Raw genomic sequence first — 24,415 nt, forward strand, 5'->3', positions numbered from 1 at the left:
CAAGCCTATGAGCTTGAACTTACTCCAGCTGTACTGGTAGAGTACCCGACGCTTTTTGCTGTCTCGCAACACTTGATGGATGCATACCGGGATCGATTCATACAACAGTTCCAACCAGCAGAGAGCCCAAGTACCCCTGCAAAAATGGAGAAAGAACAGCCTGTTTCCGTTGGGCAACCAGATGTGCTTCGGGCAAAAGTAAGGGAGTATCTGAAAAAGGAAATTTCTGCTGTTCTCAAGCTCCCAGCTTATAAAATCGATGAGGATGCTCCGTTGGACAAATACGGGATCGATTCGGTCATGGCGATGCAATTGACCAATCAATTGGAAAAAGCATTCGGTTCACTGTCGAAAACATTACTCTATGAATACCAAAACATCGAGGATTTGACAGACTATCTTTTTGCACATCATCGAGACAAAATTATCGAAATCATGGGGGCTGGGAAAACCGCAGAGACAAGTACAGCAGTGAATGTTGCTAATGAACTGCCTACTTCTGCCTCCATCACAGACCATCGCCGTCGTTTCTCGGAGGTTGTTACGCGTGAACAGGCAAAGAAACAAACAACATCTGAGCTAGACATTGCCATTATTGGTGTTTCGGGTCGCTATCCGCAGGCTTCCCATATACAAGAGTTCTGGAACAATTTGCGGGAAGGCAAGGATTGCATTACAGAAATTCCGCAAGAGCGCTGGGATCACAGCTTGTATTTTGACGAGGCTCGGAACAGCCAAGGAAAAGCCTACAGCAAATGGGGGGGATTCATAGACGGTGTCGATCAATTTGATCCACTGTTCTTCCACATTTCTCCTCGGGAAGCGGAAATGATGGACCCTCAAGAACGCCTTTTCCTGGAAACCGTATGGAATTTGCTCGAAGAGGCAGGACACACGCGAGAGGTATTACAACGTCAATATGATAATCGAGTCGGCGTCTATGTAGGGGCGATGTATCAGCCGTATCACGCCTTTGATGCGGATATGGAAAAGGGCGCTATCATTTCCCTGTCTTCCTACCATTCGATTGCCAACCGAGTCTCTTACTTCTTTAATCTGCAAGGTCCAAGCATGGCGATTGATACAGCGTGTTCTTCATCTGCCATTGCCATTTATCATGCCTGCGAAAGCTTGATTAAGGGAGAAAGCTCGCTTGCTATCGCGGGTGGCGTGAATGTTTCGATTCATCCGAAGAAATACCTGGGCTTAAGTCAGGCCCAAATGATTGGAAGCCATGCGGACAGCAGAAGCTTTGGAGATGGAGACGGATATTTACCAGCAGAAGGCGTAGGCGCTGTACTATTGAAGCCTTTGGCCAAAGCGATGGAAGATGGAGATTCCATCTTAGCTGTTATTAAATCAGCTGCGACCAATCATGGCGGACGGACCAATGGATTTTCCGTGCCTAATCCCAACGCACAAGCGCAATTGATAGAAGAAAATTTTGCTAGAGCGGGCATTGATCCACGGACGATCAGTTATGTGGAAGCCGCTGCTAATGGTTCGCTGCTGGGAGATCCGATTGAGTTGAAGGCGTTAACGAATGCTTTTTCGAAGCAGACGGACGATGTTCAGTTTTGTGCGATTGGGTCGGTGAAATCGAATATCGGTCACGCCGAAGCAGCTTCTGGTATTTCTCAGCTGACAAAGGTGATCTTGCAGCTACAGCATCAGGAGTTGGTTCCCTCTATAAAAGCGGAGCCGTTGAACCCGCATCTCAATTTTGCAGAAACGCCATTCTATCTGCAAAAAGATCGACAAAAGTGGGATCGACCTGTGGTGAGAATCAATGGAGAAGAACGAGAGGTTCCACGCCGGGCGACGATCAGTTCGTTTGGAGCAGGCGGGTCAAATGTTCATTTGATTCTCGAAGAGTACATTCCGCCGCAGACAGAGATGAAATCCATTTCTTCTGCCGCTTCACCTCAGATCGTGGTTTTCTCAGCAAAAAATACTGAGCGATTGCGTGCCGTTGTCCAGCAGATGCTAGCATTTGCCAAGCAGCAATCGTTTTCCTTGGCGGATTTTGCCTATACGCTTCAAATGAAACGAGAAGCTATGGAATGCAGGCTGGCTATGGTGGTTCAAGATCGAGATGAACTGATTCATGGATTACAGGCGTATTTGGAAGCGGTCGAACAAGGCAGCGAGCCAACTGCATCGATTCCTATCTATACAGGAGATCTCGAAGAAGACCATGCAGGAGTGAGAAATCTTCTTTCAGGCAAAGTAGGAGATACCGTCTTGCAGGTTCTTTTCGCAGAAAATAATCTGGAAAAGCTTGCCCTTCATTGGACGCAGGGAGGCAAAATTCCTTGGGAAGCCTTGCATCCACAAGAGCGACGCACGCTATCTCTGCCTACCTACCCTTTTGCCAGAGAACGCTATTGGCTCTCCACTTCCGAGGGTGAGCAGGCGCAGCTTGGATCTGAAGCGATCCGTCAACCTGTGGAAAAAGCGACGTTAGCGATTGATATCGACCCGGACAGCCCAACAGAGGAAAACATTCTGCGTGATATGGCACAATTTATCTCACGGGAATTACACCTTTCTGAGGGGCAAATCAAGATAAACAAATATTTCTTGGACTATGGCATGGATTCGATCATGGTTACCAAGCTCATTCGTCATTTAGAGCAGCGCTGGAACATCAAAATCAGAGGGCGGGAAGTGCTGGAGAATCCGACGATGAAGTCGTTGGCTCATCTACTGGCGATAAAAATAAAAGAGTGGAGTCATAAAGAGATCGCTTCCACTACAGATTTCGAAACAATGTCTCCGGATAGCGGTGAACGGACAGAAAATCTCGCAGTCGATATGTTGCAAAAATTCAAAGAAGGCCTGCTAAGTTTAGAAGAGATCGAACAGTTAATCGACAAAGGAGGGATGATATGATGCGACGGGAAATTCTCATGGCTTACAAAGAAGGTAAGCTGTCTGCTGTGGAAGTCCAAGAGAAGCTTCTGGAGCTGGAAAACCCATCGTTTACAAATCCTCTGTCCATCGGGCAGCAGGGATTGTGGATGTTGCAAAAAATGTTTCCTACGATGAGTGCTTATAATGTTCCGTTATGCTTTTGCATCCGCCAGAAATGGGACGTGGTCTTATTTAAACAGGCTTGCCACCTTGTGCTTAAACAGCATCCGATTTTACAGAGTTCGATTATGGAAAAGCATGGTGTTCCGCATCTGCTTCAACGCCTGGAGCAATCGCTTGCCATTGAGCAGGAGGACATCTCAAACCTAACGTCCCAGGATGTTTTGCCATATCTCAGGCAGAAAGTAAAAGAACCCTTTTCATTGGAAAAGGGTTCTTTGCTTCGCATTCATCTATTGTCACGTTCGGAAGAAGAGCATTTTGTCCTGATTACGATCCATCATATGATATTTGACGGACATTCTTCCTTGCTATTACTACAAGCATTGGTCCATACATATATCGAGCTGGTTGAAGGAAAGCAGCCAAAAGCAACACCGGATTCAACCGTTTACGCTGACTTCGTAAAGTGGGAGCAGGACATGATGGCGAGCGCGGAAGGTGGGGAACATCGTTCTTACTGGCTGGAGCAATTGTCAGGGACGCTACCGCAACTGGAGCTTCCTGCTGATCGCCCGCGTTCTTCTGCACCAAGCTTTGAGGGGCAGGTTTTTACGCACGTATTTTCACGAGAATTGAGTCAACAGGTGAAGAAGCTCTCCAAGCATTACCGCATGAACCCATCTGTTCTCTTGTTAGGGATATGTAAAGCCTTATTGTATCGCTATACAGGCCAAACAGATGTGATTGTCGGCATGCCAACAATGGGACGTCCAGAAGAGAGATTCGATTCTTTGATCGGTTATTTTGTCAATATGATTCCCATTCGCAGTCAGGTAACAGGGGAAAAGTCTTTCTCCCAGTTCATTCGAGAATTGCAGCTTACACTGATTGACGGGATGGATCACGCTGTCTATCCTTTTCCAGCGATGGTTCGCGAGGCAAACATTCCTCGACTTCATGGAAATTCACCTGTATTCGATATCATCTTTACGTACCAAAATTTTCTGCAATCGCAAAATTTGCAGCGGTTTTATGATGAATGTCAAAACAAGCTTGCCATCGAATTAATTGAGGGTGTTCATCAAGAGGGTGAGTATGAATTTGAGTTAGAGGTGTTTGAGCAGGAAGCCGAGTTTGTATTGAATCTGAAATACAATCCGCACGTATTTGATCAAGCGACGATACAACGGATGGCAGAGCATTATCAAAATATCGCAAACGAAGTCATCAAAAATCCTGACATCGCTTTGGATGAGATACCACTTATTTCTGCTGAAGAAGGAAACATGCTGCTCGTTGAGTGGAATGCGACTGATGCGGCATTCCCACAGGCTTTATGCATCCATGATTTGTTCGAGAAGCGAGTCCAACAAACACCAGATGCTGTGGCTGTTGTTTATGAAAAGCAGTCGTTGACCTACCGTGAACTGGATGAACGGATTACCAAGCTGGCGATCTATTTGCAGGCCAAGGGAGCAGTTCCTGAAGCTACAGTAGGGATTTGTGTCGAACGCTCCTTGGAAATGGTCATCGGCATTTTAGGCATTCTGAAAGCTGGCGCAGCTTATGTTCCATTGGACCCAACCTATTCCACAGAGCGATTGGCATACATGGTGGAAGACAGCAAGAGCACTTTGGTGCTTACGCAAGCTCGCCTTTTGGACAAGTTATCTTCAGCCGCAGGAGAAAATACGAAATGCATCGTGCTAGACAGGGATTGGGAAGAAGTTGAACAGACAGCCCAGCGACAAAAAACGCTCAGCCGGATCGTAAATTCAACCCATCTAGCTTATGTGATTTATACATCCGGAAGCACAGGGAAACCCAAAGGGGTCATGGTTAGTCATGAAAGTATCATCAACACCCTCTTTTTCCTTGAATCCCGTTATCCCGTTATGGAGAACGATGTTTATCTGCTGAAAACCAACTATGTGTTTGATGTTTCTTTGTCCGAGCTGTTTGGTTGGTTCATTGGTAGAGGACATCTGGTCATTCTTCCGCCACATGGGGAGAAGTCACCAGGAATGTTAGCCGAATATATCGTGAAGCATCGCGTGACTCATGTCAATTTTGTTCCAGCGATGCTGAATGTCTTCGTCAACGGCGTTGAAGCGAATCAGCCATTCTTGCAGCATTGTCCGCTAAAATATGTGATGGTTGCGGGTGAAGCCTTTCCAAAAGAGTTGGTGAAAAAGACGGTTGCTGCTTTTCCAAAGGCGAAGATTGAAAATATTTACGGGCCAACAGAAGCTTCCATTTATGCAGCATGGTTCTCCTGCTCTGAAAATGAACTGGTCAGCAGCAATACACCGATTGGTAGACCTGTCGCAAATACGCAACTCTACATCATTGATCGCCATATGAATCCCGTGCCAGTTGGGGTTCCAGGAGAGCTTTGCATTGCGGGAAAAGGCTTGGCTCGCGGGTACTTGAATCGCCCAGAGCTTACCGCAGAGAAGTTTGTGGATAACCCGTTTACACCGGGAACCAAGCTGTATAAAACAGGTGATGTAACCCGTTGGCTCCCTGATGGAACGATTGAGTATTTAGGCCGAATCGATCATCAAGTAAAAATTCGAGGGTTTCGAATTGAATTGGGTGAGATCGAGAGCCAGCTAATGGCTCATCCACAAATCCAAAGCGTTGTCGTGTTGGTGAAAGAAGAGGGAGATCATAAACGGTTGGTTGCGTATTATGTTCCGAAAGCAGGTGCGAACCACGAACGGCTTGAGCCCTCAAAATTACGGGATTATTTGAGGAAGAATTTGCCAGAGTATATGCTCCCGGCATTTTTTGTTGCCATGGATAAAATCCCGTTAACCGCTAATGGAAAAGTGGATCGTACAGAGCTGCTGAATCAAAAGCTTGTGGTAACACAGCCGAAGAAACAGAGCCTCCCGCAATCTGATATTGAGCAAAGGACCTTGAAAATTTGGCAGGATGTCCTGAATGTAGAGGGGATCAGTACAGAAGATGGCTTTTTCGATGTGGGCGGAGACTCGATTCTCGCTACTATGGTTGTCGCCAAAATGACGGAAGAGTTTCAGTGCGATCTAAATGTAACCATTCTATTTAAGTACGTCAATATTCGAGAGATTAGCGAATATATCGCAGCACGGAAAGAGAATGAATCGGATGAGCAAGCGGATTTTGCCAATCCGAGCCAGGCAACGGCGTATAGTGAAGGACAAGTGGAGGAGACTTATCCTGAATACTATGAGGATAGCATCGCGATTATTGGAATCTCCTGCCACTTCCCGGGAGCGAAAAATCATAGAGAGTTTTGGGAGAATTTACGAAACGGCGTAGAAAGTGTACGTTTTTTTTCTGATGAGGAAATCGATCAATTACACCTGCCTGATGAATACTTGCAGAATCCGAACTTTATTCCGGTGCAGTCCACTATAGAAGGAAAGGATCACTTCGATCCAGGATTTTTTCACCTTTCAGCCAGAGACGCAGAATTTATGGACCCGCAGTTTCGACTGTTATTGACCCATTCATGGAAAGCATTGGAGGATGCAGGGTATACACCGAAACAGGTTCCGCAGACGGGTGTTTTTATGTCGGCGAGCAATAGTTATTATCAAGCGCTCTTGCCGCATTTCACCAAGGAATCACCGAATGTTATGAAAGACCCCAATGAATATGTCTCATGGGTTTTGGCACAAGGTGGAACCATTCCCACGATGATTTCTCATAAAATGGGGCTGAAGGGACCGAGCTTTGCCGTCCATTCCAATTGTTCTTCCTCGCTGGTCGGGTTGCATCTGGCTTATCGCAGCCTGCAATCGGGAGAATCGAAGGTGGCTTTAGTAGGGGGCGCAACTATTTTCCCTACGACTTATACAGGGTATATCTATCAAGCCGGATTGAACTTTTCCAGTGATGGTCACTGCAAGACGTTTGATGCGTCAGCAGACGGCATGATCGGTGGAGAAGGAGTCGGCGTGGTTGTTCTCAAAAAAGCTTCCGATGCGATCAAGGACGGGGATCATATTTATGCCCTCATGAGAGGAATTCGCATCAATAATGATGGGGCAGATAAAGTCGGATTTTATGCGCCAAGTATAAAAGGTCAGGCTGAGGTGATTCAGCAAGTATTAGATGACACCAAGGTTCATCCTGAAACGATCAGCTATATCGAAGCACATGGAACGGGTACTTATTTAGGAGATCCGATAGAATTTGCGGCGCTCAATGAAGTGTATACAAGATACACCTCCAATAAACAGTACTGCGGACTTGGATCGGTGAAAACCAATATTGGACATCTCGATACAGCTGCAGGGTTAGCAGGTTGCATTAAAGTAGCATTAAGCTTATACCATAATGAAATTCCTCCATCGTTAAACTATGAAAAGCCGAATCCGAATATCAATTTGGATCAGTCGCCGTTTTATGTGGTTGATACGCTCAAAAAATGGGAGGATGCACCTGTTCCCCACAGAGCGGCGTTAAGTTCGTTTGGTCTTGGCGGGACGAATGCCCATGCCATTTTTGAACAATGGAAGGTTGGGGCAGAAGCTAAGCGTGTCAGCGTGAGCGATGATAACAACCATCGCGTTTATTTCGTGCCGTTATCAGCTAAAAACGATGATCGAGTCCTGGCGTATGCCCAGCAACTCGTTGATTTCCTTAGAGATTATCATGAACGAGTCCATATAGCAGATTTGGCCTATACTCTCCAAGTGGGAAGAGAACCGATGGAGAGCAGGGCTATTTTTATTGTCAAAGATACAGCGGAACTCATTCAAAAGCTGAGTGACTTTTTGAGCGGAGAGGAACAAACAGCAGGTAGCTTTAGAGGAAACGTAAAACAAGCAAACCATGAAGTCTCCCAATTGAAAAAGAATGGGACGAATCGTGAGCTATTTACCAAGCTGTTTGCAGAAGGCAAAGGAGAAAAAGCAGCCGAGTTGTGGAGCAAGGGTCTGGATATCGAGTGGGAGGTCCTGTACAACGATGCTAAACCGCGTCGTATCAGCCTGCCTACCTATCCTTTTGCGGAGGAGTCCTATGGGGTTCCTGAGATGCATACGAAAATGAACATGAATGTATACACGGAGTCGGGAGCGGCTTCTGTACAGATTTCGCCAATCTCTTCAACAACTCCAACGCCAGAAACGCTTCTTCTCCAACCGTGCTGGAACGAACAGGAGATCAGTCAAAAAGCTGGTTCACCTGCTTTTGCAGAGCATCTCGTGATCCTTTGTGAATGGGCAGAGGAATTCAGAGAGCGTATCAAATCCGAAATGAACGGAGTGCGCTGCCTGGTCTTACAACCACAGTCACAGCAGGAAAATATGGCAGAACGGTTCCAAGCCTACACGGTCCAGGTATTCACGGAAATCCAGCGAATCCTTGCCAATAAACCAAAAGGAAAAGTTCTGCTTCAGATTGTTGTGCCAGACAAAGAGGAACAGCGATGCTTCTCCGCTCTCTCAGGTTTGCTGAAAACGGCGCAATTGGAGAATCCCAAGCTGATTGGACAGCTTATTGAAGTCCAAGCAGAGGACAATCCAGCGGAATTGGTTCATAAGCTGCAGCAAAACAGCACCGATGAGAAAAATAAGCATATTCGTTATCGGGATGGCAAGCGATGGGTGAGCGGCTGGAAAGGGATGGAATCCTCTCAGCCAGTGGAGCATGTATGGAAAGATGAAGGCATTTATCTGATTACTGGCGGTGCTGGCGGATTAGGCTTGATTTTTGCCAAGGAAATCGCACAGAGAACTGTGGGAGCGACTGTGATTATCACGGGTCGTTCTCCCTTGGATGAAGAAAAGACAGCCAAATGCAGCGAATTAAAAGCACGGGGAGCCAATATTCAATATCGTCAAGCTGACATCACACAAAAGCAGGCGGTAGAGGACTTATTCCAAGCCATCAAGCAAGAGTTTGGAAGCCTCACGGGCATTATTCATGGTGCGGGTGTCATTCGCGACAGTTTTATCATTAGAAAAACGGTGGACGAACTGGAGCAAGTGCTAGCGCCAAAAGTTTCGGGACTGGTGCATCTCGATGAGGCAAGCAAGGATATGGCGCTTGATTTCTTTATTCTCTTCTCCTCTGGGGTGGGGTGCTTCGGGAATGCAGGGCAAGCCGATTATGCTGCTGCCAATGCCTTTATGGATCAATACGCCAAGTATCGCAATGGTTTGGTGAAAGCAGGCGAACGACAGGGCCAAACACTCTCCATCAATTGGCCGCTGTGGAAAGATGGCGGCATGCGTGTTGATGATGCGACAGAGAGGATCATGGAGGCCAGAGGCATGATCGCGATGCCGACTGCAAGCGGCATTCAGGCGCTGTATCAAGGGGTGGCTTCTGGCTCTGTACAGATGCTGGTTATCGAAGGCAATCTGCCAACACTCAAGGAACAGTTGCTAGGTACTCCTGCCGTGTCGCAGTTCGATGCCACACCGATACAGGATGTGAAGCTGTCGGTCGATGCAGACGTGTTAAAAGAGAAAACGCTCTATCAGCTAAAAGTAATGTTCGGTCAAGAGACAAGGATTGGAGCAGGTAAAATCGCTGTCGATGAACCGTTCGAAACGTACGGAATCGATTCGATTATGGTAATCCAGCTGAATAAAAGGCTAGGGGATGTCTTTAGCGAATTGTCCAAGACCATCCTGTATGAATATCAGACTCTTGACACCCTTGCCGATTATCTCGTCGCGGATCATCTGCAGGAATGCATGAAATGGACGGGGCTGGATCGTCAGGGGGCGGTCAATCTCGGAGCTATAACACCACTGGCGGGTAACGAACGTGATACAGCCACCCATGGACCGACTCGCAGTGTAGAGGTGCAATCAGGAAATCAGATAGCGCGGGAGCCGATTGCCATTATCGGCATGAGCGGACGTTATCCAAAAGCGCGATCGTTGAGCGAGTATTGGGAGAATCTGAAGTCTGGAAAGGATTGCATTACAGAAATTCCGGAAGAACGCTGGTCATTGGATGGCTTTTTCGAGCCTGATCCAGACAAAGCTGTGGCAGAAGGAAAAAGCTATGGCAAATGGGGCGGTTTTGTAGACGGATTCGCTGACTTTGACCCCCTCTTTTTCAATATGTCACCGTGGGAAGCGATGCATTTCGATCCGCAGGAACGGTTGTTTATGGAGTCTTGCTGGGAAGTGCTGGAGGATGCTGGTTATACGAGACAACTGCTTGCAGAAAAGTACAATCGACGAGTCGGAGTGTTTGGAGGGATTACAAAAACAGGGTTCAGCTTGTATGGACCTGATTTATGGAAGCAGGGTGAATGGATTTACCCGCACACGTCGTTTAGCTCGCTGACGAATCGTGTTTCCTATTTCCTCAATCTCCAAGGTCCGAGTATGCCGATTGATACGATGTGCTCCGCTTCGCTCACAGCGATACATGAAGCGTGCGAGCATCTGTATAACGGGGATTGTGAACTGGCGATTGCCGGCGGAGTCAACCTGTATCTGCATCCTTCCAGCTATGTCTTTTTGTCAGCGCTGCATATGCTTTCCGTGGATGGACAATGCAAAAGCTTTGGGCAAGGCGGAAATGGTTTTGTACCGGGAGAAGGCGTAGGTACAGTGCTGCTCAAACCACTGTCAAAAGCCATTGCAGATGACGACCATATCTATGGGGTGATTCGAGGAACCAGCGTGAATCACGGTGGAAAAACCAATGGCTATACCGTACCGAATCCCACTGCGCAAGGAGAGCTGATTCGCCAGGCACTGGATAAGGCAGGCGTTCATGCCAAAACCGTAAGCTATATAGAAGCGCACGGAACAGGCACAGAGCTTGGCGATCCGATTGAAATTACGGGTCTTATCCAAGCCTTCCGCAAGGATACGCAGGATACGGGATTTTGTGCAATTGGCTCCGTAAAATCCAATATTGGTCACTTGGAAGCGGCGGCTGGGATAGCAGGAGTGGCAAAAATATTGCTGCAAATGAAGCATCAGCAGCTGGTACCAAGTCTGCATGCGAAAGAGTTGAATCCGAATATTCCGTTTTCGAAAACGCCTTTTGTCGTTCAGCAAGACTTGGCTGAGTGGAAACGACCGCTAATAGAAGTGAATGGAGAAAGGAGAGAATTCCCGAGAATTGCCGGAATTTCTTCTTTTGGTGCAGGAGGGTCCAATGCACACGTTGTGATTGAGGAATATATTCCTGAGGTCAAGGAACGCCCGTTGATCACGGTCAGTCCGCAAAATCCGGCGATCATCGTTCTGTCGGCGAAGAATAAGGAGCGTCTCGTCGAACAAGTGCAAAGACTGTTAGCGTCGATTGAGGAGCAATCATTTACAGATGCGGACCTGGCTGATATTGCTTATACGCTCCAAGTGGGACGCGAGGCAATGGAAGAACGCCTGGCCCTGATGACGAGCTCGCTTGCAGAACTTGTAGAGAAGTTGCGTAGCTTTCTTGCAGGTGATGACAGCATTGCCGACCTCTATCGCGGTCAGGTAAAACGCGGCAGAGAAACAGCAGACATCTTCGCAGGCGATGAAGAATTGCAAGAAGCGATTGAAAAATGGATACAACGCAAAAAATTCTCCAAGCTTCTCGATTTCTGGGTGAAGGGCTTGAATTTTGACTGGAATAAGCTTTATGACGACAAAAAGCCTCGTCGGATTAGCTTGCCGGCGTATCCTTTTGCCAGAGAGCATTACTGGCTGCCCAAACCGAAGACACAGCCGTCAACTAACACACAAGGTACGCTTGGTCTGACTGCTTCCCTTCATCCTTTGCTGCACCAAAATACTTCGGATCTCAGTGAGCAAAGATTCAGCTCTACTTTTGATGGTCAGGAATTCTTTTTATCGGATCATGTTGTAAAAGGAAAGAGAATCCTGCCTGGGGTTGCTTATCTTGAGATGGCTCGAGCTGCTGCCGATCTAGCAGCGGGAGCGTTGGAAGAAGGGCAATTCACGATGGAGCTGAAAAATGTAGGTTGGGCGCAACCGATTGTGGTGGAAGACAAGCCTGTTCAGGTACACATCGGCATTTATCCTGAGGATAACGGCGACCTTCGTTATGAAATATACAGCGAACCGCAAGCAGAACAGGCTGAATCGGTAGTACACAGTCAAGGAAGTATAGTGTTTGCTGCGATTTCTGCTGCACCCACACATAATCTCGATGCGATCAAAGCACAATGCAGCAATCGGACGCTTCATGCAAGTGAGTGTTATGAAGCCTTTCAAACAATGGGACTTGTCTATGGTCCAGCCCAGCAAGGAATTGAGCAAGTGTACGTGGGAGAGGGACAAGTATTGGCCAAGGTAGCCATGCCTTCCAAAGTTGCCAAGACGCAAGGAGAATTCGTCTTGCATCCGAGCATGCTGGATTCGGCCTTACAATCCTCGATCGGATTATTGCTTGGCACAGGCGATACAGCGATTCTGAAGCCAATCCTGCCTTTTGCACTGGAGAAGCTGAGCATTTTTAGCCAGACTACATCCCAGATGTGGGTATGGATTCGACAGGCTGACGGCAGTAATACGGGAAACAAGGTACAGAAAGTAAATATTGATTTGTGTGACGACCAAGGAACGGTTTGCGTACGTATGCAGGGCTTCTCGGCACGAGTGCTGGAAGACGAAGTAGAGACGGTGGATTCCAAAGGGAAACTCGGAACACTGCTGCTTCATCCTGCGTGGAAGGAACAAGCGGTTGTGAGCAACGCCGAAGCCCCTGACTATACACAGCGAGTCGTGATGATGGTTGAACCGGATCGCGTTTCTTGGAATAATTTCCAAACCTATTTGAATGGAGTCCGTTGCATTCCTTTGCGATCCGCACAAGAAGGCATTGCCGCGCGTTTCATTGATTATACGAAGCAGGTAGTTGAGGAAATTCAAGAGATTTTCAAGCAAAAAGTACGCGGCAAGGTATTGATTCAGCTTGTCGTTCCCTTGCGAACAGAACAGCCGTTTTTCACCGCTTTCTCTGGATTGCTAAAAACGGCGAAATTGGAGAATCCAAACCTGATTGGACAGGTAATGGAGGTAGAATCGGGCAACGACGAATTCGAGATTGCTGAAAAAATAAAGGAGAATGTACGCTGCCCATTGGATGTTCAGATACGATATCAAGCTGGAAAGAGATATGTATCTGACTGGGTAGAACTGGATGCTCCACAAGAGGCGAGCATTCCATGGAAAGACGGTGGGGTTTATCTCATCACTGGCGGAGCAGGCGGACTCGGTTATATTTTTGCCAACGAAATTGTACAGAAGGTTCAACATGCCAACCTGATTCTGACTGGACGTTCCCCATTGGATGAAGAGAAGCAAGGTAAACTCCAAGAATTGAAAAACTCGGGAGCAAGAGTTGAATACCGCCAAGTTGATGTGACGCAGAAACAGGAAATGGCAGATTTGATCCAGACGATTCAACAGGAATTTGGGCGTCTTCATGGCATTATTCACAGTGCTGGCGTGCTCCGTGACAGCTATATCCTCAAGAAGAACAGGGAGGAAGTCCAAGCGGTTCTCGATCCGAAGGTTACGGGTCTCATCAATCTGGATGAAGCCAGCAAAGGTGTAGAACTGGATTTCCTGGTGCTGTTTTCCTCGGTGGCAGGCAGCTTGGGGAATATCGGACAAGCTGACTATGCTTGCGCCAACGCCTTTATGGACGGATTTGCCCACTATCGCAATGGATTGGTTGCGTTACAGCAACGTCACGGACAGACCTTGTCCATGAATTGGCCGTTGTGGAAAGAGGGCGGAATGCAGGCGGACGCAGAGGCTGGCGGCATGTTGGAGCATAGCAGGGGAGTAGTCGCTATGCAGACTTCGACGGGGATTGCAGCTATGTACCAGGGGTTAGCCTCCGGAAAAGCTCAGGTCATGGTGATGGAAGGCGATCTGGCTAAGCTCAAACAAACACTGCTTTTGCAAACACCAGTCAACAGTTCTCAATCGAAGCATGCTCCTGTCCGATCAGAAGCTTCGGTAACGGTGGATACCAGCAGCCTGTTGCATAAAGTGGAACTGGCTTTGATGCAAACCGTGTCGGAGCTGCTTCAGGTTCCTACCATGGATATTGATGTCAAAGTGGAGTTGCCTGAACTCGGATTTAATCAGGTACTCCTGACTGAATTCGCCAACAAGCTTAGTCAGCAATATCACATTGGGCTGATTCCGACGATATTCGTGGAGTGTCCGACGCTTCAACAGCTTGCTTCCTATTTACTCGAAGAATTTGAAGACATGCTGGTTAAACAGATGCAGCCAGTGGTATCGATTACACCAACCAAGGTAGAGCAAAATGAAAAACAAGCGATCACGAGTGTGGAACAAAATGTCCTCCACGAGAAAGCGGCTCATTTTGTGAAAAAGGAATTTGCCGAGGTTCTGCAACTGCCCGTGAATCGAATCGAAGAAGATGCCTCGATGGAGACATACGGAATTGATTCGATTCTATCCATGAAATTAACCAACCAATTAGAGAAAAGCTTTGGCTCGCTGCCGAAAACGTTATTTTTTGAGTACCAAACGATTCAAGAATTGATTGGATATTTCTTGGATTCCTATCGCGAAAAATTGATTGAAATCTTGGGGCTAAAGGAACAGCAGGAAGTAGTTGTTATCCAAGATACAGCATCCGTGACAAAAGAAGAAGACACGTCGAAAAGGCAAAGGAACAGCCATCGCGGAAGAAGTCGCAAAGGCTCGCGGTTCATTTCGACACAGAAGGAAACCCAACCAGTCAAGGGAGCTTTGGACATTGCGATCATTGGGGTTTCTGGACGTTATCCGAAAGCGCGGAATACGCAAGAGTTCTGGAACAATCTGCGTGATGGCAAGGATTGCATTACGGAAATCCCCAAAGAGCGCTGGAACCACAGTCTGTATTTTGATGAGGATAAGAACAAACAGGGGAAAACCTACAGCAAATGGGGCGGATTCATAGACGGTGTTGATCAATTCGATCCGCTGTTTTTCAACATTTCGCCTCTGGAAGCAGAAATCATGGACCCGCAGGAACGTTTATTCCTGGAGTGTGTGTATGAAACCTTAGAGGATGCAGGCTATACCCGTGAATCTCTCGGATCGTCTCAAGGCTTCGGACTGGGCGGTAATATCGGTGTTTATGTGGGCATCATGTATGAAGAGTATCAACTGTATGGCGCACAAGAAACCTTGATGGGCAGACCAATGGCCCTTGGCGGAAGCTTCTCATCTGTAGCGAACCGGGTTTCTTATTTCTTTAATTTCCATGGTCCTAGCGTAGCCGTTGATACCATGTGTTCCTCCTCTTTAACAGGCATCCATTTTGCCTGCCAAAGCTTGCAGCGCGGTGAATGCGAGGTTGCGATTGCGGGTGGTGTCAATGTTTCCATTCACCCGAATAAATATTTGATGCTCGGACAGGGAAAATTTGCTTCCAGCAAAGGGCGATGCGAAAGCTTTGGGCTTGGCGGTGACGGCTATGTGCCTGGCGAGGGTGTCGGAGCAGTACTGCTTAAACCTCTGGCGAAAGCAATTGCCGATGGAGATCAAATTTACGGTGTGATTAAAGGAAGCGCCATTAACCATGGCGGCAAAACAAATGGCTATACCGTACCTAACCCGAATGCACAAGCGAGCGTGATTGGGCGTGCCTTGAAGGAGGCAGGAATTGATCCACGGACGATTAGTTATTTGGAAGCGCACGGTACAGGCACTTCTTTAGGAGATCCCATAGAGATCGCGGGATTGGCAAAAGCCTTCCAAGCGTACACATCAGACAAGCAGTTCTGCTCCATCGGATCAGCGAAGTCCAATATCGGACATTGTGAGAGTGCAGCGGGAATTGCCGGGATAACGAAGATCCTGTTGCAGCTCAAACACGGACAACTAGCACCATCACTGCATGCGGAGGTGCTAAACCCGAACATTGATTTCAGCACGACTCCGTTTGTTGTACAGCAAGAGCTGGCGGAGTGGAAACGTCCTGTCATTGACGGTCAGGAAATGCCAAGACGCTCCGGTGTGAGCAGCTTTGGTGCGGGTGGCTCGAATGCTCATGTCGTTATTGAAGAATACATTCCAGAATATGGGAAACGTCCAGCTATCCAAGTAAGTCACGCGAATCCAGCGATCATTCTCCTGTCAGCGAAGAACGAAAGCCAGCTCCACGAACAGGCACAGCGTTTGTTAACTGCGATTAGGGATCAGTCCATTTCTGACCTGGACTTAGCAGATATTGCTTACACGCTTCAAATTGGGCGGGAAGCCATGGAAGAGCGCCTAGCTGTGATGGCCAGCTCCATGGAAGAGCTTCAGGAAAAGCTGACGCAATTTGTAGATGGACAGGAAAGCATCACAGATGGATTCCGAGGACAGGTGAAGAGCAATAAAAAGACAATCGCCGTGTTTGAAGCGGATGAAGATTTGCAAAAGGCAATCGATGCTTGGATAAGCAAAAGAAAATACGCCAAGCTGCTTAATCTGTGGGTAAGTGGAGGCGTGGTTGATTGGCACAAGCTCTACGGTGAGAAGAAGCCTCGTCGCATGAGCTTGCCTACGTATCCGTTTGCAAGAGAACGTTATTGGATTCCTCAGATGGATACGCAATTTGCACGCGAAGTGGCAGCCGCATCAGAAGGGACGCTCTTCCTTCACCCATTGCTCCAGAAAAACACGTCTGAATTGTTGGAACAGCGGTATAGTTCTACCTTCCGTGGACAGGAATTTTTCTTGGCAGATCATGTTGTGAATGGACAGCAGCTCTTACCGGGTGTTGCCTATCTCGAAATGGCACGCGAGGCAATCGATCAGTCAGCGGGAGCCTTGAAAGCGGGACAGAATGGCATGACGCTCAAAAATATTGTGTGGGCCAAGCCGATTGCTGTCGATGATCAGCCAGTCGATGTTCACATTGGTCTTCAGCTGGAAGACAGTGGGGAGATTGGCTATCGAATCTACAGTGAGCCTACAGGAAATGAAGCAGAAGAGATTGTGCATAGTCAGGGAAGTGCCGTTTTCCATACGGTTGCCGAGACTCCAACGCTTGATCTTGCTATGTTGCAAGCCGCGTGCAGCCATCGTATTTTGAGTGGCAGCCAATGCTATGAGATTTATAAAGCAATGGGAATCCAGTATGGTCCAGCGCTGCAAGGAATTGAGCAAGTGCATAAGGGTACGGAGCAGGTGTTGGCAAAGCTGTCCATACCTTTCGCTGTTTTGGGGACAGAAGAACAGTTTGTACTGCATCCAAGTATGATGGATTCTGCTTTGCAGGCTGCGATTGGTTTATTTATGGGGGCAGATGACTGGAGTCTCTCCGATCATCTTGATTCACTAAAGCCAATCTTGCCTTTTGCGCTGGATGAGCTGGAAATCTTCAATCCATGCACGCCGCAGATGTGGGCGTATATTCGCTACAGTGATGGCAGCAACGCATCTGATCATGTGCAGAAGCTGGATATTGACTTATGTGACGAGCACGGAAATGTTTGTGTCAGAATGAAGCGATTTTCGTCTCGTAAGCTGGACGGTAAAGCGGTAGACTTCGAAGCTACAGAGAGACAAGGAATACTGATGGTTCATCCATGCTGGAAGGAACAAACAGGTACTCAGGAGACAGAGACTCCTGCCTATGCACAGCATATCGTGATGATTGCGGAAGGCTTTGAATCGTCGCTTGCAAGCATATCAGCACAGATGAACGAAGTGCGCTTGATTCCTTTGCAATCCCAACAGGATGGCATTGCGGAGAGGTTCGAGACCTATGCTTCCCAATTATTTTTGGAAATCCAAAGCATTGTCCAACAAAAGATACATGGCAAGGTGCTGTTGCAGGTCGTCGTTCCCGACAAAGCGGAGCAGGCATACCTAAGCGGACTTTCTGGCTTGCTGAAAACAGCTCAGCAGGAGAATCCAAATCTAATCGGCCAATTCATTGAAATAAACCCAGGTGAACAAGCAGCTGAAATCGTAAACAAGCTGCAAGAGAATGCCTGCCATCCTATGGATGACCGAATTCGCTATCAAGCGGGCAAACGTTATGTACTGGGCTGGTGCGAAACCAAGCCATTGCATGATGAGGTGACCATTCCGTGGAAAGATCAAGGAACCTATCTGATTACGGGTGGAGCAGGCGGTTTAGGGTTGATTTTCGCAAGGGAAATCGTGAGTCAAGCGAAACAGGCAACCTTAATTCTCACAGGACGTTCTCCTTTGCCAGAAGATAAACAAGCGATGCTTCATGATTTGCAAAAGTCAGGGGCAAGGGTTGTCTACCGTCAAGTTGATGTGACGGACAAGCAGGAAGTACTCCAGCTCTTCCAAAGTATTCAACAGGAATTCGGAGGTCTTCACGGCATCATCCATAGCGCGGGTATCGTGCGAGATAACTTCATCCTCAAGAAAACGACAGAAGAATGGAACCAAGTGGTAGCGCCAAAAGTTGCCGGTCTCACGAATTTGGATGAGGCAAGTAAAGATCAGCCTCTCGATTTCTTCGTCCTTTTTTCTTCGATAGCAGGAAGTATAGGAAATGTTGGTCAGGCAGACTATGCTTGCGCGAATGCCTTTATGGATGGCTATGCGAAAGATCGAAATGAACGGGTGCAGGCAAAGCAACGTCAGGGTCAAACAGTCTCCATCAACTGGCCGCTCTGGAAAGAGGGCGGGATGCAAGTAGATGAAGCGGTTGAGGAGATGGTGAAACAAAGTGTAGGAATGATCGCTTTGCAGACCGCGACGGGTATTCGCGCTTTTTACGAAGCCGTAGCTTCTCGAAAAGATCAGGTGATGGTAATGGAAGGAGATTTACAACGCCTCCGCGCAGCCGTGGTGGGTAGACCGAAGACAACAGAACAAGACGTCAAAGCTTCTACCGTCATACAACCATCAAGTCATCATTTGCCAAAGGAAAAAGCGATTTATTATTTCAAAAAGCTTGTCTCTTCCGTCATCAAGCTGCCAATAGACCGGATCGAAGCAGACGCCTTGTTGGAAAAGTACGGAATTGACTCGATTATGGTCATGCAATTAACGAATGAATTAGAAAAAACGTTTGGTTCGTTGTCGAAAACATTATTTTTCGAATATCAAACCATCGAAGAAATTGCAAAATACTTCCTAGCATCGCACCCGGATCAAATGATGAGTATCTTTGGTTTGGATGAGAAAGAAGCACCAGCGGCATCCCCTGTTAAAAAGGCGAGCGTTGCACAAACGATGGTTGCAGCAACACCAAAACCGATCATCAACAACCGCAGGAGCAGAGGCAACGCATTGATAGAAACGACGAGAGAAACCAAACCAGCAAACGACGCCTTAGACATTGCGATTATTGGGGTTTCCGGTCGTTATCCGAAAGCTAGAAATATGAATGAGTTCTGGCGTAACCTGCGTGATGGCAAGGATTGTGTCACAGAAATTCCCGAAGAGCGTTGGGATCACAGCCTGTTTTTTGATGCAGATAAGAAAAAGCAAGGAAAAACCTACAGCAAGTGGGGAGGATTCCTGGACGGTGTTGATCAATTTGACCCGTTATTTTTCAATATCACACCAAGAGAGGCTGAAATCATGGACCCGCAAGAGCGCTTGTTCTTGGAATGCGTCTATGAAACGTTAGAGGATGCCGGGTATACTCGTGAATCTCTCGGCTCGACACCTGGCATGGGCCTGGGCGGTAATGTCGGGGTTTATGTCGGAGTCATGTACGAAGAATACCAGCTCTACGGAGCCCAAGAAACGATGCTTGGCAGACCGATGGCGCTGGCAGGAAGTCCAGCCTCCATTGCGAATCGGGTTTCTTATTTCTGCAACTTCCATGGACCTAGCATGGCGGTAGATACCATGTGTTCTTCTTCCCTGACAACCATTCATTTGGCTTGCCAAAGTCTACAGCAAGGGGAATGTGAGGCTGCGATTGCAGGTGGTGTTAATGTATCGATTCACCCTAATAAATACTTGATGCTTGGACAAGGCAAATTCGCATCCAGCAAGGGACGTTGCGAGAGCTTTGGCATCGGCGGTGACGGGTATGTACCTGGCGAGGGGGTTGGGGCAGTCCTGCTCAAGCCTCTGGCGAAAGCGATTGCCGATGGAGATCAAATTTATGGTGTGATAAAAGGAACCGCCGTTAACCATGGAGGAAAAACGAATGGATACAATGTACCTAGCCCGAATGCCCAAGCTCGGGTTATTGGACGTGCTTTCCAAAAAGCCGGAATCGATCCGCGGACGATCAGCTATCTGGAAGCACACGGTACGGGGACCTCTTTAGGCGATCCCATTGAAATGACGGGCTTAACGAAGGCTTTCCAAGCGTATACAAATGACAAACAGTTTTGTGCCATTGGATCGGCGAAGTCGAATATCGGGCATTGTGAGAGTGCAGCGGGCATTGCTGGGGTGACAAAGGTCTTATTGCAGCTCAAGCATGGACAATTAGCACCATCCCTGCATGCTGAAGTGCTCAATCCGAATATAGATTTCAGCGTGACGCCGTTTGTTGTTCAGCAAGAGCTGGCGGAGTGGAAACGCCCTGTCATTGACGGACGGGAAGTTCCACGACGTGCAGGTGTGAGCAGTTTTGGAGCGGGTGGATCGAATGCCCATGTAGTGATTGAAGAATATATTCCCAAAAGGCAAGAGCAGCCTACGGTAATGGCAAGTCCGAAAAATCCTGCATTGATCCTCTTATCGGCTAAGAATGAAGAACAGCTTCATGAACGGGTACAACGACTGCTCAGAGCCATTGAAGAACAGGGATTGTCCGATGCGGATTTAGCTGAAATGGCGTATACCCTTCAAGTGGGACGAGAAGCGATGGAAGAACGTTTGGCTGTGATCGCGGGCTCGATGACTGAACTTGAAGAGAAATTGAAGCAATTCATAGGAAGACAGAAGGACATTGAGGACCTATATCACGGACAGGTAAAACGTCATAAAGAGACCTTGGCCATCTTTGCAGCAGATGATGATATGCCGCAAATGATTGATTCCTGGATGAACAAAGGAAAATACGGCAAATTGCTGGACGTTTGGGTGAAAGGGCTGAACATTGATTGGAACAGCTTGTATGGGGAGAGGAAGCCCCGACGGATTAGTCTTCCAACCTATCCATTTAGCAGAGAAGTGTATTGGGTGCCAGGTGGTTATACGTCATTTACAGGTGCAACATCCCTATCCACCTATGAGGAGATCCCTGCTCAGCCAGACATGCGCATCGTGAAAAAGCAATGGAAGGCTTGCCCAGCGATGCCAACCAAGGTAGCTCATCGAACGATTGGTATTTTCACAACGGATGAAACGAAGCAATTGGCGATTCAACTGTCCAACCATTTCGCTCAGAGTGAAATCCTAGAGCTGAACGAGCTCGAATCACGATTCCATCAGGATGAGACGGAGTGGAAAAACTATGATGGCATCGTAGATTTGGTCGGTTGTGGATATCAGCAGACCGATTTGCTGGCTTGGATTCCATGGCTGCAACAACTTATTGAGAATGGTCATAAGGAAGGCTTGAAGCTATTGGGTGTGACAAGAGGCTTGGAGTCTTTCGAGAATGACTCTGTCAATTTGGCGGGCGCCTCACGTGTTGGTTTGTACCGTATGCTGCAAAGTGAATATAAGCATCTGCAATCACGCCATGTGGATCTAGATCCATTGGCTGATGAAGAACAACTTGCGCAACAGATTGCAGCAGAGTTTCTCATTGATGATCAGGAAACAGAGGTTTGCTATCGATCAGGTGGGCGTTATAGTGCTTATCTTCAGGAAGAGCTGGTAACAGACAGTCAGGAGCCAGCGCTTGTTTTCCCTGAGAACGATGTTCTATTGATCACTGGCGGTACACGAGGGCTTGGGTATTTATGTGCCAAGCATTTTGTAGAGCGCTATGGTGTCAAAAAACTGGTGCTCACAGGGCGAGAAAGTCTGCCGCCGCGCGAGCAATGGGAAGCCTATCAGCAGCAAGGTACTCCCGTAGCAAAGAAAATTCAGGCGATACAAGCTTTGGAAGCGCAAGGCGTACAGGTTCGAGTCTTAGCTGTATCCTTAACCGATGAAGAGGCTTGGCAACGGCATTTGGACGAATTGAAACAGACGATGGGTCCGATTGGCGGGGTGATTCATTGCGCTGGTTTTAGCGATGATCAAAATCCTGCGTTTATTCGGAAATCGACGGATGGCATTCAGCAGGTCGTACAACCGAAAGTGGCTGGGCTGCATACGCTATACCAAATCTGCAAGGACGAGCCTTTACAATTTTTCGTTCTCTTTTCATCTGTTTCGGCAATCATTCCATCCTTGGCTGCGGGTCAGAGTGATTATGCGTTAGCCAATGCCTATATGGATTATTTTGCAGAAGCACATGCTGATTCTTGCCCGATCATTAGCATTCAATGGCCGAGCTGGAAGGAAACGGGAATCGGTGCAGTCACGACCAAAGCCTATCAACAAACAGGACTCGTACACATCACTGACGAGCAAGGACTGCGATTACTGGATCACATTCTTTTGAAAAAGATTGGTCCGGTTGTTTTCCCGGCAGCCATTAACGAAGAGCTGTGGGAACCCCATCAGCTGATGCGACACAAAAAGCAAGAAGTTTCTGCTGCGAACCTGTCGTCTCATCGTCCAACAGCAGACAAGCCGACGCAAAACTTGGTGGATCTTGTGAAGACAGCGCAAACAAGATTGATTGAGCTGTTTGCGAAGGAGTTGAAAATAGATCCTGCCAGATTGGAGATAGACAAAGAGTTTCCAGACTATGGGATCGATTCGGTGCTACTGGCTCAAGTCATGAATGAGATCAGTAAATGGCTGGGCAAGGACTTGGACCCGACGATTTTATATGAATATCCCACCATCGAAACACTTGCAGAATGGCTGACCAGCAATCACGGCGATTCCATCGCTGACGATCTCGTGCTGACTTTTCCTAAAATGAACGACCATCCGAAGAGTCAGCCTATCAGTCGTGAAACTGTAAAAAGCCAGTTGGTGAGCAATCAGGCTACCCAATATCGGGAGGTAAATCCATCTGACATTGCAGTAGTGGGGCTCTCTTGCCGTTTTCCGGGTGCGCGTAACGTCGAAGAATATTGGAAGTTGTTAGCGGAGGGCCGTTCAGCCATTGGTGCTGTACCCAAGGAACGCTGGGGTTATGAAAATTCCTATCATGCAGGACTTCTGGACAACATTACTGCTTTTGATCCTTCTTACTTCCTGATAGCAAAAGAAGATGCCAAGGCCATGGACCCGCAAGCCTTATTGGTATTGGAGGAAAGTCTTCATCTATGGCATCAGGCAGGATACACACCGAAGGAAATCAAGGGAAAAGCGGTAGGCGTCTACATCGGGGCAAGAAGTAATCACCGCCCAAGCGAAGATCGTCTTCATCAAACACAAAACCCGATTATGACCGTGGGACAAAACTATTTGGCCACAAATATTTCCCAGTACTTCGATCTTAGAGGTCCTAGTATGGTCATCGATACCGCATGCTCTTCGGCGCTGGTCGGGATGAATATGGCGATTCATTCCCTTCGCAGTGGAGAGATTGAGGCTGCTATCGTAGGCGGGGTTAATGTGTTAAGTGGTGATGAAGCGCATCGGATGTTCCATCAAAGAGGAATTTTAAGCGAAGAGCCAGCCTTCCATATTTTTGACAAGCGTGCGGGCGGACTCGTATTGGGAGAAGGCGTAGGAATGGTTCTATTGAAGACCGTGGCGCAAGCACTGGCTGATGGTGATGAAATACATGCCGTCATCAAGGGAGTAGCGGTCAACAATGACGGACGAACGGCAGGTCCTGCCACTCCGAATTTGCAAGCCCAAAAAGAGGTTATGCAGTCAGCACTGGCTAAAGCTGGCGTGAAGCCGGAACAAATCAGCTATATCGAAGCGAATGGCTCGGGTTCAGAGGTTACAGATTTGCTTGAGCTAAAAGCCATTCAGTCTGTCTATCGCTCATCTCATACGGCCGCTTGCGGATTGGGATCGATCAAACCCAATATTGGTCATCCATTATGTGCAGAAGGGATTGCCAGTTTGATAAAAGTCGTGCTGATGCAAAAACACCAACAATTGGTTCCGTTCCTGTCTGGGCAAGAGCCGATGACCCATTTCCATATGGAGTCAACGCCTTTTTATTTTCAGCGACAGCTTTCTGAATGGAACGATTTGCCCAGAATAGCAGCGATTAATTGTTTTGCAGATGGGGGAACCAACGCCAACGTCGTTTTACAATCCTGGGAGGAGGCAGTCTCACGTCCGAACAAACGACATTCGATTGCACCTCCGACGTTAAACCGATTTGACGTCTACCGTGAAGAGGCAGGTCGTTCAACAAAAACAATGACATTTCTGAGCCAGAAACCAAATCGTACGACCAGTATTTGGAAGCGACAAATAGTGGAGGGATAAAA

The 24,415-nt window shown here is 47.7% G+C and carries 2 protein-coding genes (1 of these 2 only partly in view); both read left to right on the forward strand.

Annotated elements, in window-relative coordinates; genetic code table 11:
* On the forward strand, positions 1-2,895 hold the 3' end of the coding sequence (locus FB479_RS00705) for an SDR family NAD(P)-dependent oxidoreductase (RefSeq protein ID WP_142061540.1). It extends 9,048 nt beyond the left edge of the window; 2,895 of the gene's 11,943 nt are visible here — the last part of the coding sequence; its start codon lies off the left edge, out of view; its stop codon occupies positions 2,893-2,895.
* Entirely contained in the window at positions 2,892-24,413 is a 21,522-nt protein-coding gene (locus tag FB479_RS00710) for a non-ribosomal peptide synthetase (RefSeq protein ID WP_142061542.1), read from the forward strand. Before FB479_RS00705 ends, FB479_RS00710 begins: the two co-directional genes overlap by 4 nt.
* Positions 24,414-24,415: the final 2 nt, after the last annotated feature.

The sequence above is a fragment of the Brevibacillus sp. AG162 genome (assembly GCF_006715575.1).
GTDB lineage: Bacteria > Bacillota > Bacilli > Brevibacillales > Brevibacillaceae > Brevibacillus > Brevibacillus brevis.

Coding starts and splice junctions, on each gene's coding strand:
- FB479_RS00710 (WP_142061542.1), top strand. CDS start 2,892: ATGATGCGACGGGAAATTCTCATGGCTTACAAAGAAGGTAAGCTGTCT.